We start from the raw sequence: 14834 nt of genomic DNA on the forward strand, positions 1-14834 counted from the left end.
CTCAGCTCCCGAAAACCGGCTGGCGCGGGCCGGTGTGCAGGAAGAGCGTCTTGAGCTGCGTGAATTCCTCGAAGCCGGCCTGGCCCATCTCGTAGCCGAAGCCGGAGCCCTTGACGCCGGTCAGCGGCAGTTGCGGCGCGCCGTCGATGATGGTGTTGGCCTGCACCCAGCCGCTCTTCAACCGCCTGGAGACGGTCATGACGGTGTCGATGTTCTTCGACCAGACATAGTTCGACAGGCCGTACTGGCTGTCATTGGCAAGCCCGATCACCTCGTCCAGCGTATCGAAGCGGGTGACGCTCAGCACGGGGCCGAAGATCTCCTCCTGGAAGATCGTCATCGACGGCGTCACATGGTCGAACACGGTCGGCTGCACGTAGTGGCCGGCGCCAAGCTTGGCCGCCTCGCCGCCCGTCAGCAGTTTCGCGCCTTCGGCGACACCGGATTTCACGAAATCCAGCACCTTGCCAAAATGGTTCTCGTCGATCATCGCACCGATATCGGTCTTGTCGTCGAAGGGGTCGCCGACCTTGAGTTCCGCGGCCCGGCGGGCGACGCGGGCGATGAACGCATCCGCGATCGTGGACTGCACGAAGAGCCGCGAGCCCGAGACGCAGCATTCGCCATTGTTGAAGAACACGCCCATCAGCGCGCCGTCGACGGCGGCATCGAGGTCCGCATCGGCAAAGACGATGTTGGCCGACTTGCCGCCGAGCTCCATCGAGGTTTTCACGATGTTCTTCGCCGAACTCTCGATGACGTTGCGCCCGACCCGCGTGGAGCCGGTGAACGAGATGAAATCCACGCCGGGATGATCGGTCAGCCGCTGGCCGACGACGGACCCCTTGCCGCTCACCACGTTGAACACGCCGTCCGGCAGGCCCGCCTTCGAGGCGAGGGCCGCGATTTCCAGCGCGCTGCCGGAAGTGAATTCCGATGGCTTCACCACAACCGTGCAACCGGCGGCAAGCGCAAACGGCACCTTCTGCATGAGAATCAGCGCCGGGAAATTCCACGGCGTGACGAGGCCGACGACGCCGACCGGCTCGCGCATGATGAGGGCCGTGCGGTCGCGGCCGAGATTGGTATAGGTCGTGCCCGCCATCTGCATGCCGAGCGAGGCGGCGTAACGCGTGAGCCCGACCGCGCCATTGATATCGCCTCGCGCAAATCGGATCGGCTTGCCGGTCTCCTCGACCTCGATGCGCACCAGCCGCTCGAAATTCTCCTGGATCAGGTCGGCGAGCCGGTTCAGCACCTCGGCGCGTTCCATGCCGTTCAGCTCCGACCAGACGCCGCTCTCGAAAGCGTTGCGTGCCGCCTCGACGGCGCGGTCGATGTCGGCCGGCGTGCCGCTCGCATAGCGGGCGACAGGCTCGCCGCTCGCGGGCGAACGGCGTTCAACCGTTTCGCCGCTCCAGGCTTCGTATGCGCCGGCGATGTAGTGGCTGTACTCACGAACCGTCATGTCATTTTCCTCAATTCCAGACCGCATGGGCCATCAGCGTTTCCTCGCTGGCGCTTTTGCCGTCGACGATCGCCGAGACCTCGCCCTGCCGCATCACCATGATGCGATCGCAGAGCCCGAGGACTTCCGGCAGTTCGGACGACACCATCACCACGGCGGCGCCCATATCCTTGGTGAGCCGCACGAGCAGGTCATAGATTTCGCGCTTGGCGGCGACATCGACGCCACGGGTCGGCTCGTCGACGAGCAGGATCTGCGTGCCGGCGCTGAGTTGGCGGGCGATGCCGCATTTCTGCTGGTTGCCGCCGGAAAGGGTGCGTACGCGCGTCGCGCCCGACGGCGTCTTGATACGCATCTGCCGGATATATTCGGCGACCTTGGTGCGCTCCTCGCCGGCCTTCAGGAACCCGCCGGAGGCAAGCGCACCGAGCGACGAAATGGTGACGTTGAAGGCCACCGACTGGTCGAGGAACAGCCCCTCCGTCTTGCGGTCTTCCGGCAGCAGGCCGATGCCATTGGCAAGCGCCGTGCGCGGGCTGTTCACCGACAGCGCCTTGCCATCGACGCGGATTTCGCCGCTGTCGATGCGATCCGCGCCCGCGACAGCGCGCAGCACCTCGGTACGCCCCGAACCCGCCAGCCCGCAGATGCCGAAAATCTCGCCCTGTCGCACGTCAAAGCTGATGTCCTTCAACACGCCCTTGCGATTGAGGCCGGAGACAGCAAGCCGGATCACGGCGCGCGGGGCGCCGCGTTCGGGAAAAATGTCGTTCATCTCGCGACCGACCATCTGGCGGATCAGGCTTTCCGTCGTGGTGCCGGCGATGGGGGTGCTGGAGATCACCTGCCCGTCGCGCAGCACCGTCACGTCGTCGCAGATCTCGTAAAGCTCCTTCAGCCGGTGCGAGATGTAGATGAAGGAGACGCCCTGCTCGCGGCTGAGCCGCCGGATCATGGCGAAGAGATTGACCAGTTCGCTGTCGCCCAGCACCGCGGACGGCTCGTCCAGCACGACGATGCGGGCATGGCGCGAGATCGCCTTGGCGATCTCCACCATCTGGCGCTGCGCAACGCTGAGCCTGTCGATGCGCGCCGCCGGATTGACGTTGAAATTGAGGTCCTGCAGCACGGCCCGCGCATCCGCCCGCGCCTTGCGCCAATTGACGAGGCCGAGCGCGTTTTTCGGCAGCCGGCCGAGGAAGATGTTTTCCGCCACCGTCAGGTGCGGCGTCTGGGCGAGTTCCTGGTAGATCACGGCGACGCCGAGTGCCAGCATGCGCTCTGGCGTCGGATTGTCGATCTCGGCGCCGTCGATGGCGACCGAACCTTCGCTCGCCCGGTGCGCGCCGGAGAGGATGCGCATCAGCGTGGACTTGCCCGCACCATTCTCGCCGATCAGCCCGTGCACGCTGCCGCGGCGAACGGAAAAGCTGACATCCTTCAGGGCATAGACGCCGGGGAAGCGTTTGTGGATCCCCTTCATCTCCAGGACCGGAGCCGTCATGTCCTCTCTCCCATCATCCGTGAAATCGTTTTCTCAACCAGCCGAAAGCTAAAGCCGCGGGATCTGCATGCCGCCGCCTATATTGTAGACATCGCCCGTGCTGAACGGCATGCCGCCGGTCACCAGCGTCGCGATGCCGCGCGCAATATCCTCCGGCTGGCCCCAGCGGCGGATCGCCGAGAGCGTGCCGTTTTCGATGCCGTCGCTGTAGCGCTCCACCACGTCGGCGGTCATGTCGGTGCGGATCAGCCCGGGGCGGATCTCGTAGACGCCGATACCGTGTTCTGCGAGGCGCAGCGCGAACTGCTGCGAGGCCATCGACAGGCCGGCCTTCGAAATGCAGTACGGCCCCTTTTCCGGTGAGACGAGATGCGCATTCGCCGAGGTGATGAAGACGATCGACCGGTGTTCCGGCGGTTCGGCCCGCTCGACCATGCGCCGCGCGATCGCCTGGGTGAAAAAGAAGGTGCCGCGCAGATTGACGTTCAGCAGCCGGTCAAAACTTTCCTCCGACACATCCAAGAGATCGCCGCGCTCGGAAACCTGCACGCCGGCATTGTTCACCAGGCAATCGACCGGCCCGAGATCGGCCTCGATCGCCGCCATCACCTTGGTGAAATCCTGCGTGCGCGAGATATCCATCTCGTAGAACCCGGCCTTGCCGCCGAGCCCCGTCACGCCATCGACCGTTTCATCCGCACCGTCGCGGGAAACATCGATGACCGCGATGTCGTAACCGGCCTCCGCCAGCGCCGCGCAGATCGCCCGGCCGATGCCACGGCGCGCGCCGGTGACGACGGCGACGCCGCGTTTGGCCGTCGCGGGACGTTCCGGCAACGGCAACCCCGTCTTGTCGAGCCTCAAGCCAGCCATCACGCCGCTCCCTTCTTTGCCGCATCCGCAGCGACCACGGCGCGGTTTGCGATCAGCCCTTCGATCTCGGCCTTGCTGTAATCGTGCTCGGCGAGGATTTCCCGCGTGTGCTCGCCGATATCGAGCGCCAGCACGCGCAGCTCCGGCACCTTGCCGTCGTAACGGTTCGGGTGGTTGACCAGGTGGATTTTCCGCCCGCGCACATCGACCTCGCGGAAGACCTCGGCATGTTTCAACTGCGGATCGTCGAGCAACTGGTCGTAGTAATTGACCGGCGCCCACCAGACATTGAACCGGTCGAAACGCTCGCCGAGTTCTTCCATTGAAAAGTTCGGCGTGGCTTCCGCCAGAAGCCGCGCGAAGGCATCACGCTCTGCATAGCGGTCCTTGCCGGCCAGCGCACGCAGCCCGTCGCTGTCGACCGCATCCGCCAGGTTTTCGGTTTCGCAGAGCGACACGACGACATGGCCATCGGACGCCGGATAGACGCCGTAGGGCGCCTGATGGAACCAGGTCGCGAGATTGCTTTCCCGCTTCAAGGCCTTGCGCTCGATATCACCGGCCAGCCAGTTGACCAGCGGTTCACCCTGAAGATCGATACCGGCATTCAAGAGGCTGCCCTCGACACGTGTTCCCTTGCCGTCGCGCAGGCGCCGGACCAGCGCACCGAGAATACCCATGGCCAGCAGCGCCCCGCCATGCTGATCGACCACCGCCGCGCCGACCGGGGTCGGCCCGCCTTGCGGCGTGCCGGTAACGCCGATGAGGCCGGCGCGCGCCTGGACCAGGAGGTCCTGCCCCGGCTTCTGCGCTAAGGGCCCAGTGGAGCCGAAGCCGCTTGCAGAGGCGAAGATCAGCGCCGGATTGAGTTCCTTCAGCCGCGCATCATCGAAGCCGAGACGAGCGAAAACGCCGGGGCGGAAATTCTCCAGCACCACGTCGGCGCCGGCGATCAGCTTTGCGGCGACAGCCTTGCCCTCTTCGCTCTTCAGGTCGATGGCGATGGAGCGCTTGTTGCGGTTGGCGCAGAGATAGAAGCCGCTGACGCCTTCCACATAGACATCGGCGCCGGACCATTGCCGCTCATAGGCGCCGGTCAGCGGCTCGACCTTGATGACGTCGGCGCCCATGTCGGCGAGATATTGGTCTGCGGCCGGCCCCTGCAGGAAATGGCAGAAGCTGACGACCTTGATACCGTCAAGAAGCATGGTTCCTCCCAAACTTTCATGAAATCGATTTCACATTTTTCTATTTCTCTGTCAACTGGCTTTGCAAAATATTCTTAAAAGCTTGCATATTCAAGGAGGATACTTGATAAATCGATTTCACGAATTCGGAGACCCAATCGGTGAACACAGAAACAGATCGCGCGGATACAAAGCTGGTCGATGTGGCGAAACGGGCCGGCTGCTCTCCCGCGACGGTTTCGCGCGTCCTCAACAACAATCCGAAGGTGGGGCTTGGCGTGCGCGAGCGCGTGTTGAAGGCGGCCACCGACCTCGGCTACGTGCCGAACGGCTCGGCGCGCGCACTGCGCTCTACACGCACCCGTCTCGTCGGCGCGATCATCCCGACGCTCGACCACGCGATCTACGCCACCATGGTCAACAGCCTGCAGAAACGGCTGGCCGAACGCGACGTGTCGATCATCATCAGCACGTCCTTCTACGACATCGACATGGAGCTGGAGCAGGCGCGGCTGCTCGTCGAGCGCGGCGCCGAGGCGATCGTGCTGGTCGGCTCGACGCATCGGCCGGAAACGCTCGCCATGCTGGAGCAGCGCAACATTCCATATGTCTATACCTACACGTCCGATGCGACGGCGGTCGGCGCTGCCGTCGGTTTCGACAATGTGAAGGCGGGCCGCATGGCGGCGCGCTACCTGCTCGATCTCGGCCATACGCGCCTTGCGATGATCGCCGGCATCACCCATGACAATGACCGCGCCGCATCACGCCGCGACGGGTTCATCGAAGAACTCGTGCGCACGGGGCTAACGAAGACGGATATCCCAGTCGTCGAATCCGCCTACAAGATCGAGGGCGGCCGTGCCGGCATGCAGGCGCTCATGGCGGCGGAAAGAACACCGACCGCGATTTTCTGCGGCAGCGACATCATCGCCGCCGGCGCCATCAAATATTGTCACGAGAAGGGCTTGAGTGTGCCGCGCGACGTCTCGATCCTCGGTTTCGACAATCTCGAAATCGCCGAACTGACGACGCCGGACCTCACCACCGTCGAGGTGCCGGCGCGCGAGATGGGCACCATCGCCGGCGACTACCTTCTCGCCACCCCCGCCCAGCGCGTGCACATGCGCCAGCGCGACCTGCCGCTGCGGCTGGTGGTGCGGACCAGCACCGCGCCAGTCGCCCGCTGACATCAGGAATCGGACATGCAGTTTCTCGTGATCTCCCGCCGCCTGACAGACCAATTTTCCGATGCCGATTTCGCGCCCGTCGTGCCGCTCGAAGGGGCACGTGCCCGCGAACTCTATGCCGCCGGCTTCACCCGCCAGATCTGGCATCGCGGCGACCAGCCCGGCGCCTGCCAGATCGTCGAGGCGGAAACGCTGGAGGCCGTGCACGAAACGCTCGCCACCCTGCCACTCGCCGCCGCCGGCATGATCGCCTTCGACGTCATCCCCTTGAAACCCTATGCGGGCTTCACGCCGTAACGGGGTGCGGCCAGCGGCTATGCCCGTATTGGTTCCGCGCGGCCGGTAGCGGCTGAGCGGTAGGCGGCGTCGATCATCGCGAAGGCCCTGCGGCCGTCCTCGATGGTGACCGGCATCGGGCCACCGCGCTTCAGCGCATCGACGAAAGCCCAGGCGACATGCTCGTGGAAAATGCCCGTCTTGAAGGACGGCACGACCTCCGACGCGGACCAGCCCTCCCCCTTCCCGCGCCGGAACACGCGCAAAAAATCCGTCTCGCGTGTCGGGCGCGAGGCGATGTCGACGCCGGAAAGCAGGATAGAGCCCTCCGTTCCGTAGATTTCGATCGATGTGTCGGCGGCCGCAAAACACCAGCTTGTCGTGACCTCGGCAATCAGGCCCTGTGCATAGCGGAAGGTGGCGACGGCCGTGTCTTCGACGGGCAGGTCAAGTGCCGCCGACGACAGCGTGGCGAAGACCGATTCCGGCTCGTCGAACATCCAGCGCAGGAAATCGGCGGCGTGCACGCCCTCGTCGAGCAGCGTGCCGCCGCCGGAGCGCGCCGGATCGACGAACCAGGCGGAGCGAAAGGCCTCCGCCAGGCCGTGGCTGTGGCCGTGCCGGACCCGACAGAGCGTCAACTGGCCAAGCGCCTTCTCCTTCAAGAGCCGGGCGATCTCGTGATTGGCGGGGTCGAAACGTTTTGGAAAACTCTGCATGAAGCGAATGCCCGTGCGATCAACCACCTCCGCGATGGCGTCGCATTGGGTGCGGTCGATCCCGAGCGGCTTTTCACAAAGCACCGGACGGCCCAGCGCCGCAGCGGCTTCGACCAGCATCAGATGATCGTTCGTCGCCGAGCAGATCGCAACCGCGTGGCTTCTCCGAATGAGGCTGCGCAGATCCCCCTGCGCCTCGATATCATGCCGGGCCGCAAACTCGGCCGCCTTGTCCGCGACCGGGTCCCAGACGCCGACGATCTCGACCTCCGGCCTTTGCAGAAAGGCGCTGGCCCAGAAATTCGCGTGGTAATGTTCGACGCCGAGCATCGCGACCTTCAGGCGCATCCCACCGTCTCCTCTTTCCCAGCGACAGGCGTTCTCGTGCCGGACCGTGCCGCTGCATAAATGGCTTCGGCCACCCGCACCGAGCGCAGGCCAGCCGTGGGCGTATCGTCCGGTGGCGCCTCGCCCCTGATCATCGACAGCCAATGCCGGTGATGGGCCTCGCCAAGCGCTTCCTCCGGCAGGGCCGGTGTCGCCCAGCCCGGCTCTCCGGTCACCGCGGGGGCATGGATCGCCGCCGCGCCGCGCTCCGTGCGCAGCCAGACCGTGCCGCGCTCCGCGTAGAGCTCCAGCCGGAACCGATCGCAGCCGGCACGCTCGGTATAGCTCATCTCGTGGCTCACCCGCACGCCGCTCTCCAGCCGATAGGCGGCCAGCACGTTGTCCTCCAGTTCGGTTCGAACCATGCGGCCATCGGCAAGCCGCCGCTCCGGCCGCGCCGTCATCATGTCGGCGGCAACGTCTGTGACCGCGCCGAACAGGTGCTGCACGAGATCGATGCCATGCACGCCGAGTTGCATGACGACGCCGCCCGAGACATTGCCGGGCGTGAAGAACCAGTCGCTCCAATCCGCCCCCGGCGTGGCATTTCGAATGCGCACCGAATGGATGGCGCCGAGCGCGCCGGATCGGAGTTGCTCGCGAAGCCAGCGCACTTCCGGGAAATAACGGTGCATGAAACTGACGGTGAGACGCCGTCCAGCCCGTTCATCGGCCTGAAGAATGGTCCGGCACTGAGCGCTGTCCAGCGCCATGGGCTTTTGCAGCAGCACGTGTTTGCCGGCGTCCAGCGCATCGATTGCGATGCGTTCGTGGGTATCGTCCGGGGTCGCGACCACCACGGCGTCGATCGCATCGTCGTCCAGAACGCGGCGGTAATCGGTTTCCGCCCTGGCGATACCAAGCGCCTGCGCCCTTGCGAGCGTAACTTCCGGCCGCCGGCCGACAAGGGCCGCGACCTCCGCGCCGCCCGCCGCGCGAAGGCCATTGATATGGTAGTCGGCGATGAAGCCCGCGCCGATGACGGCGACGGCAATCCTATCGACAGCCGAACGAGACATGGTGATCAATCCGCTTGGGTGGCTTCTTGACCAAAGCGTATACGTGAAATTCAAATTGTAAAGTTCAATTTGTATCGCCTATAATACAATCCGATTTAGCCACCCCTTGCCGCACGGCATCGGGCGCGGGATTGCCGGGGCGGGATTCAAAATGTATCGGGATAGAAGCGATAAAAAACAGACACGATTCGAAGGTCGAGGCAGATCCTTGCGCGCTGCGTCCTCAAACACGGTTCTCGCCTCCCTGAGGGACCAGATCTCCAGGCTCGAGGATGGCGCGCGCCTGCCGACGGTGCGCGACCTGATGCGCAGCCACCAGGTCAGCCAGGCGACCGTGCAGGAGGCGCTGACCCGCCTGCGCGACGAAGGCGTGCTGACCTCGCAGGTCGGGCGCGGCACCTATGTCATCAAGGGCGGCGAGGCCTCGGCGCAGGACGCTGCCGGCGCGCATCTGGAGAGCCTGCTGATCCTGTCGAATGCCAGCCTGAACGAGCGCTGCGTGCTGGTGCAGAACCATATCGTCGAGCAATTGTCGCGCTCGGGCAGCAAGGTCGTCCAGATTTCCTATCACAATACGGGACATCTGCTGGAGATCCTGACCTCGGTGCCGGATTTCGATGCGGCCATCCTCCAGTCGCATTATGAAAACATCCCGATCCGCCTGCTCAACCTGCTGCAAAGCAAGACGCGCGCTCTGGTCGTCGACGGCCATTCCGTCGCCGGCGTCGATATCGACCGGGTCGGGACCGACTGGGAAGCCGCACTCGATCTGGCGCTGGAATATCTCTCGGAGCTCGGCCATCGCTCCGTTGCGCTTGTTTCGCTGGACTCCATGGCCCAGCCGATTCTCGCCGCACGGCGCGCCTTCGACCGCATAAGCCAGCGCCACGAGATCGTCTGGAAGCACACGCAAAGCATGGCGCTTCGCGGCGTGCTGCATCCGACGCAGCGGGTCGGCGATGCCCTGGGGCAAGCGCTGTCGGCCCTCATCGACGAGCACGGCAAGCTGCCGTTCACCGCGATGATCACGCTCGGCATTTCCGATTCGCTCGGCATCCGGCAGTGCCTGGAGGAAATGGGCATTGCCTGCCCGAAGGATCTGAGCCTCTTCGTGCTGGGGCATCACGACGTGCCGACCGAACATTTCGGCTTCATGACCATGGCCGGCAGCTCCTATCTCAATGCGGCGAAAAGCCTGATCGAGACGATCCGCAAGCGCATCGCGGCGCCGCAGGAGCCGCCCCAGATCGTCTACCTCGACTGCCTCTCGAACATTCGCGGCAGCACGGGCGTGCCGTCCGCCTGATCCCTTGCGGGCGCTCGTCGCCGCCGCGCAAATTTCCTCCCGCAATCGAAAACCCGCTTGCATCCGCCCATACATCTGCTAGCGTACAATACATATTGTATCGAACGGTGATTGAACCTTCACGGGTTTCGCATCGTTCAGGGAGGAGAGGTGCGGTATGTTGGGTGAGCGTCTGCCGGAGCGGCTGGCGCCGTTGGCTTCGCGTTTCGGCGTACGGGCTTTTTACGGCGACATCCACAATCACTGCGACATTTCCTATGGCCACGGCAGCCTCGAGCAGGCCCTTCGTCGCGCCCGCCGCCAGCTCGATTTCGTCTCCGTGACGGGGCACGCCTATTGGCCGGACATGCCGGTCGACGATCCGCGCGTCGCCCATATCGTCGATTTCCACGTCAAGGGCTTTGCCAAGCTGGACAGGCTTTGGGGCGCCCATTTCGATACGCTGGCCGCCGCGGACGAGCCAGGCGTCTTCACCGTTTTCCCGGGCTATGAAATCCACTCCTTCGCGCATGGCGACTACACGATCGTCTACCGCGATATCGCGGGCCAGGCGCTGATCAAGGCCGATACGCCGGCGGAACTGCATGCAAGGCTGCGCGCCGCCTATGGTGACGGGGTCTTCGCCTTCCCGCATCATATCGGCTACCGCCTCGGCGCGCGCGGCGTGAACTGGGACACGGTCATCCAGGACCTGTCGCCGGTTATGGAGATCATCTCCATGCACGGCTGTTCGGAAACCTCGGTGATGGACCGGCCCTTCCTGCATTCCATGGGGCCGAGCGACGGCCAGTCCACCGCCCGCCACGGCCTCAACCGCGGCATCCGCTTCGGCTTCCTCGGCAATACGGATCATCACAGCGGTTACCCCGGCTCCTACGGCCACGGACGCTCGGCGGTCTACGCGCCGGAAAATTCGCGCAGCGCGCTGTGGGACGGCATTCACCGGCGCCGCACCAATGCACTCACCGGAGACGCCAGCCACCTGTTCTTCTCGATCGGCGATGTCATGCAGGGCGGCAGCGTTTCGGCCGGCGGCCAGGCGCTGGACCTCGAAGCGGTCGGCGGTGGCGCCATCGACTATATCGACCTCATCCGGAACGGCGACGTCGTCGGCCGCGTCACGCCGGACCTGCAACGAAGCCCGATCGACACCGCGAACGCCGCGATGGAAACATTGCTCGTGCTGGAACTCGGCTGGGGTGCACGCGGAAAATTCCACGACTGGCAGGGCTCGCTCGAGCTCATCGGCGGCGACATCCTGTCCGTAGAGCCACGCCTGCGCGGGTCCGAAGTGGTCTCGCCGCTGGAGGGTGGCGGCGATGCGGCGGATGACAACGACGTCCGGCTTGACGGCAATCGCATCCACTTCACGATCCGCTCGATCGGCAATCCCAACAACACCACCGCGTCGATGCAGGCGATTGCCGCGCGCATCCGCATCCGGCCCGATGCCAGCGTCCGGCTGGTGGTCGATGGTCAGACCTTCGAGGTGAGCGCCGAACGCCTGCTGCAGGGCGCGCTTTCGGGCAATCTCGGGCCGATCGACAGCCCGGCCTTCCGGCTGCATCCGCTGCCGCGCCCGCATCAGTGGCAGTGGCGCGGGCAGATGGCGATCGAGCCGCTCAGCAAGGGCGACTGGATCTATGCCCGCATGCGCCAGGCCAATGGCCAGTGGAACTGGGCCAGCCCGATTTTCTGCGAATAGGAGGACGGGGCACCCGTTTTCTTGGAAGCCGGCAGCAAAGTGTTGAACATGGGTGAGACAATGGGAGATTCATCAATGACTTTCAGGACAAGCATTCAAAGACGAACGATCCTCAAGGGCGTGGGCATGGCGGCGGCGGCGAGCCTCGCGCCCGGCGCATTCCGCCCGCTCTACGCGGCAAGCGTCGCGCCGATCACCATCGTGATCAACCAGTCGCCCTGGTTCGAAAGCTTCAGCAAGACGGTGGAGGCCTATGAGGCCGAAACCGGCAACAAGGTGGAGCTCGACGTCAACCCCTTCGCCGGCTCGCTGGAAAAACAGCGCAACTCGGTGCGCGCCAGCGAAGGCCAGTACGACATCCTGATCATGAATTCGGGCTGGTTTGCGGAAATGTATGCCGGCGGCTTCGTCGAAGCGATTACCGATATCGACCCCGGCTTCAAGCTCGATCCGGACGTCTACACACTCGGCGACACGGTCTATTACAACGCCGAGAAGAAGACCATGACCAGCGACGGCAAGCTGATGTCGATGCCGGTCTCACCGCTGATCCCGATGCTCTATTATCGCGGCGATCTCTACAAGGAAGCAGGTCTCTCGGCGCCGAAAACCTTCGCCGAACTCGAAGCCAACGCGAAAAAATTCCACAACCCGCCGGACATGTACGGCATCGTCCAGCGCGGCGCGCGTGGGCCGCACACCGTCGCCTACGATTTCTATCCTTATCTCTATGGCTTCGGCGGCGGCATCTTCAAGGATCAGTCGGCGGGCGACTATTCCGTCACGCTGAACTCCGAGCAGGGCCGCGAGGCGCTCGACTACTATATCCGGCTCGCCAAGGAAGCCGGCCACCCGAAGACGGCGGCCTCGGACCAGGCCGAGGTCATCCAGTCCATGGTGACCGGCCATTCCGCGCATATCATGATGGTGATCGCGGCCTGGTCGCAGATGGACGATCCGAACAAGTCGGCAGTTGTCGACAAGATCGAGTGGGCGCCGCCGCCGTCGCTGGAAGGCTTCCCGACCTCGCCCGGCCTCGGCCATTGGCTCGCCGGCATTTCGAAGAACGTCCCCGATGATCGCAAGCGCGCGGCCGTCGAGTTCCTGCGCTGGTTCCAGACGAAGGCTGCCCAGCTCGAAACCGCCAAGGCCGGCGGCATCCCCATCCACGCCGCCGTCTACAAGGAGCCGATTGCCGACGAGCGACGCTATCGCTGGATGAAACCGCTCGCCGAGGCCCTGCCGCATGCGGTGAACATCTACCAGTTCCCCGAGGCGAGCGAAGTGATCGCGGTGCTGGAACTCGGCCTCAACCGGGCCGTCGCCGGCGAAATCACCTCGGTCGATGCGCTGAACGGCATGTCCGACGAGATCGAGAAGATCATGGCCGGCCACGCCTACAAGACCGACAAGCTGACCCCGCTGAAATAAGGGCCGCCCATGACCGTCGCAAACGCGCAAATCGAACGCCCGACGCGGCGGTCAACCAACCCAGCCGAGGATGGCGGCCAGCGTCTCTGGCGCTGGCTGACCTTCGGGCCGGCGCTGGTCATGATGGTGGCGCTCAGCGCGCTGCCCATCGCGAACCTGTTTCTCACGAGCTTCCAGACCGTCACCTGGGCGGATGGTCAGCAGACGCGCAGCTGGGTGGGGCTCACCCATTACCAGGCGTTGTTTTCCGACACGCTCTTCGGCGCCGGCATCTCCAACACGTTGATCTTCGCCTTCGGCGCCGTCGCCGGCCAGATGGTCATCGGCTTCGCCATGGCGCTGCTCTGCACCAAGATCACCCGCGGGCGCGTGCTCTACCGGGCGATCTTCATCCTGCCCATCCTGATCCCCGGCATCGTCATCGGCGCCATCTGGAAGCTGATGCTCAATTTTGATTTCGGCCTCGCCAACAAGGCGCTCGGCCTCTTCGGCATCCTGCCGCATGACTGGCTCGGCAGCCCCGAGACGGCGTTGCTCTCGGTGATCGCCGTCGACATCTGGCACTGGACGCCGTTCTGCTTCCTCCTGTTCCTGGCGGGGCTGGAATCCCTGCCGCAGGATGTCTTCGAGGCCGCGGAAATGGACGGCGCCGGCCCATGGCAGGAGCTGATCTATGTCACGCTGCCGCTGATGATCCCGACGATCATCGTCACCTTCGCTTTCCGCCTCGTGCTCGCCTTCAAGGTTTTCGACGAGGTCTATCTCTTGACCAGCGGCGGGCCCGGCACGGCGACCGAGGTGATCAGCTTCACGCTCTACCAGCGCTTCTTCACGGAGGATAAAGCCGGCTACGGCTCGGCCATGTCGGTGGCTGTCATCTTCCTCGTGTCGCTGCTCCTGGTGATCGCGCTTTCGGCACGCCGCCGCACGGGAGCAACGTCATGAGCCGTCGCACCCGTTCCGCCCTCCCCGTCCATATCACGCTTGCGTTTGCCGCCGCCCTGGTGCTGGCGCCGATCATCTGGACCATTGCTGCCGGTTTTCGCACGCAGATTTCGCTTCTGATGGGCGATGTGTTCTTCACGCCGATCTGGAACAATTTTTCCGAAGTCCTCTGGTCGAAGACCTCGGACTTCCTGCTCAACTACCGCAACTCGATCGTCGTCGGCCTTGCAAGCACGATCCTGTGCGTCGTCGTCGCGACGCTCGCCGCCTTCTCGCTGAACCGGATGCGCTGGCCCGGATGGGTCGTGCACCTGTTCCTCGCCTGGACGATGATCTTCCATATGATCCCGCCGGTGGCACTCGCCAGCGCCTGGTTCTCCATGGCGCGCGCGGTGGGGCTGGAAAACACTTTCACGGGGCTGATCCTCGCCCATGCGACGCTCAACCTGCCGATGGCAATCTGGCTGATGGCGGTCTTCGTTCGCGACGTACCGAAGGAGCTGGAGGAGGCCGCGATCATGGACGGCGCGGACACGCCGCACATCCTGTGGCATGTGATCCTGCCGCTGATCACGCCCGGCCTTGCCGCAACCTCGATCCTCACCTTCATCTTCTCCTGGAACGAATTCGCCGTCGCGCTGACGCTGACGATGAAGCAGACGGCGACGGTGCCCGTCGCCATCGCCAAGTTCGCCCAGGATTTCGAGATTCAATACACCCAGATGGCGGCAAGTGCTGCACTGGCGATGGTGCCAGCCATTCTCGTGCTGCTCGTCGCCCAGCGCTACATCGTCAAAGGCCTCACGCAAGGAGCGGTGAAATAG

General features: G+C 64.4%; 13 protein-coding genes. 7 read left to right on the forward strand and 6 right to left on the reverse strand.

Annotated features, from left to right (window positions below):
- Position 1 precedes the first annotated feature (1 nt).
- From VGN93_RS23770 to VGN93_RS23785, 4 genes are read right to left on the reverse strand one after another with little or no spacing between them, the layout of a single operon-like run.
- Positions 2-1468, reverse strand: coding sequence for an aldehyde dehydrogenase family protein (locus VGN93_RS23770; RefSeq protein WP_327509468.1), 1467 nt, complete (start codon positions 1466-1468; stop codon positions 2-4).
- A gap of 10 nt (positions 1469-1478) precedes the next feature.
- Positions 1479-2972 carry a sugar ABC transporter ATP-binding protein gene (locus tag VGN93_RS23775; protein ID WP_327509469.1) on the reverse strand — a complete coding sequence of 498 codons (1494 nt, stop codon included), beginning with the start codon at positions 2970-2972 and terminating at the stop codon, positions 1479-1481.
- Between the two features lie 48 nt (positions 2973-3020).
- Entirely contained in the window at positions 3021-3845 is an 825-nt protein-coding gene (locus tag VGN93_RS23780; RefSeq protein ID WP_327509470.1) for a 3-ketoacyl-ACP reductase, read from the reverse strand.
- Entirely contained in the window at positions 3845-5053 is a 1209-nt protein-coding gene (locus tag VGN93_RS23785) for a CaiB/BaiF CoA-transferase family protein (RefSeq protein WP_327509471.1), read from the reverse strand. The genes VGN93_RS23780 and VGN93_RS23785 overlap by 1 nt, the downstream gene beginning before the upstream one ends.
- 140 nt (positions 5054-5193) lie before the next feature.
- Here VGN93_RS23785 and VGN93_RS23790 point away from each other — a divergent pair, with 140 nt between their 5' ends.
- Both VGN93_RS23790 and VGN93_RS23795 read left to right on the forward strand, forming a co-directional pair.
- Positions 5194-6222: a LacI family DNA-binding transcriptional regulator gene (locus VGN93_RS23790; RefSeq protein ID WP_327509472.1), complete on the forward strand. Its 1029-nt coding sequence runs from the start codon at positions 5194-5196 to the stop codon at positions 6220-6222.
- A 15-nt stretch (positions 6223-6237) separates the two neighbouring features.
- The gene (locus VGN93_RS23795) at positions 6238-6519 is read left to right on the forward strand and encodes a muconolactone Delta-isomerase family protein (RefSeq protein ID WP_319313255.1); all 282 of its coding nucleotides are present in this window, start codon (positions 6238-6240) and stop codon (positions 6517-6519) included.
- 17 nt (positions 6520-6536) lie between these two features.
- Here the strand turns inward: VGN93_RS23795 and VGN93_RS23800 are convergent, their stop codons facing one another.
- Together VGN93_RS23800 and VGN93_RS23805 are read right to left on the reverse strand one after the other, a co-directional pair.
- Positions 6537-7565: a Gfo/Idh/MocA family oxidoreductase gene (locus VGN93_RS23800; RefSeq protein ID WP_327509473.1), complete on the reverse strand. Its 1029-nt coding sequence runs from the start codon at positions 7563-7565 to the stop codon at positions 6537-6539.
- Positions 7556-8623, reverse strand: a complete 1068-nt coding sequence (locus VGN93_RS23805) for a Gfo/Idh/MocA family oxidoreductase (RefSeq protein WP_327509474.1) — start codon at positions 8621-8623, stop codon at positions 7556-7558. Before VGN93_RS23805 ends, VGN93_RS23800 begins: the two co-directional genes overlap by 10 nt.
- Before the next feature lie 208 nt (positions 8624-8831).
- Here VGN93_RS23805 and VGN93_RS23810 point away from each other — a divergent pair, with 208 nt between their 5' ends.
- The 5 genes from VGN93_RS23810 to VGN93_RS23830 all read left to right on the forward strand — a co-directional run bounded on the left by VGN93_RS23810 (position 8832) and on the right by VGN93_RS23830 (position 14834).
- Entirely contained in the window at positions 8832-9929 is a 1098-nt protein-coding gene (locus VGN93_RS23810; RefSeq protein WP_327509475.1) for a GntR family transcriptional regulator, read from the forward strand.
- Positions 9930-10086: 157 nt separating this feature from the next.
- Positions 10087-11634: a hypothetical protein gene (locus tag VGN93_RS23815; protein ID WP_327509476.1), complete on the forward strand. Its 1548-nt coding sequence runs from the start codon at positions 10087-10089 to the stop codon at positions 11632-11634.
- A 75-nt stretch (positions 11635-11709) separates the two neighbouring features.
- Positions 11710-13065 (forward strand): extracellular solute-binding protein, encoded by a 1356-nt coding sequence (locus tag VGN93_RS23820; protein ID WP_319313245.1) that lies wholly within the window; start codon positions 11710-11712, stop codon positions 13063-13065.
- 9 nt (positions 13066-13074) lie between these two features.
- Positions 13075-14010 (forward strand): sugar ABC transporter permease, encoded by a 936-nt coding sequence (locus VGN93_RS23825; protein ID WP_327509477.1) that lies wholly within the window; start codon positions 13075-13077, stop codon positions 14008-14010.
- Positions 14007-14834: a carbohydrate ABC transporter permease gene (locus VGN93_RS23830; RefSeq protein ID WP_327509478.1), complete on the forward strand. Its 828-nt coding sequence runs from the start codon at positions 14007-14009 to the stop codon at positions 14832-14834. The genes VGN93_RS23825 and VGN93_RS23830 overlap by 4 nt, the downstream gene beginning before the upstream one ends.

The organism is Shinella sp. (assembly GCF_035998705.1).
Classification (GTDB): Bacteria; Pseudomonadota; Alphaproteobacteria; order Rhizobiales; family Rhizobiaceae; genus Shinella.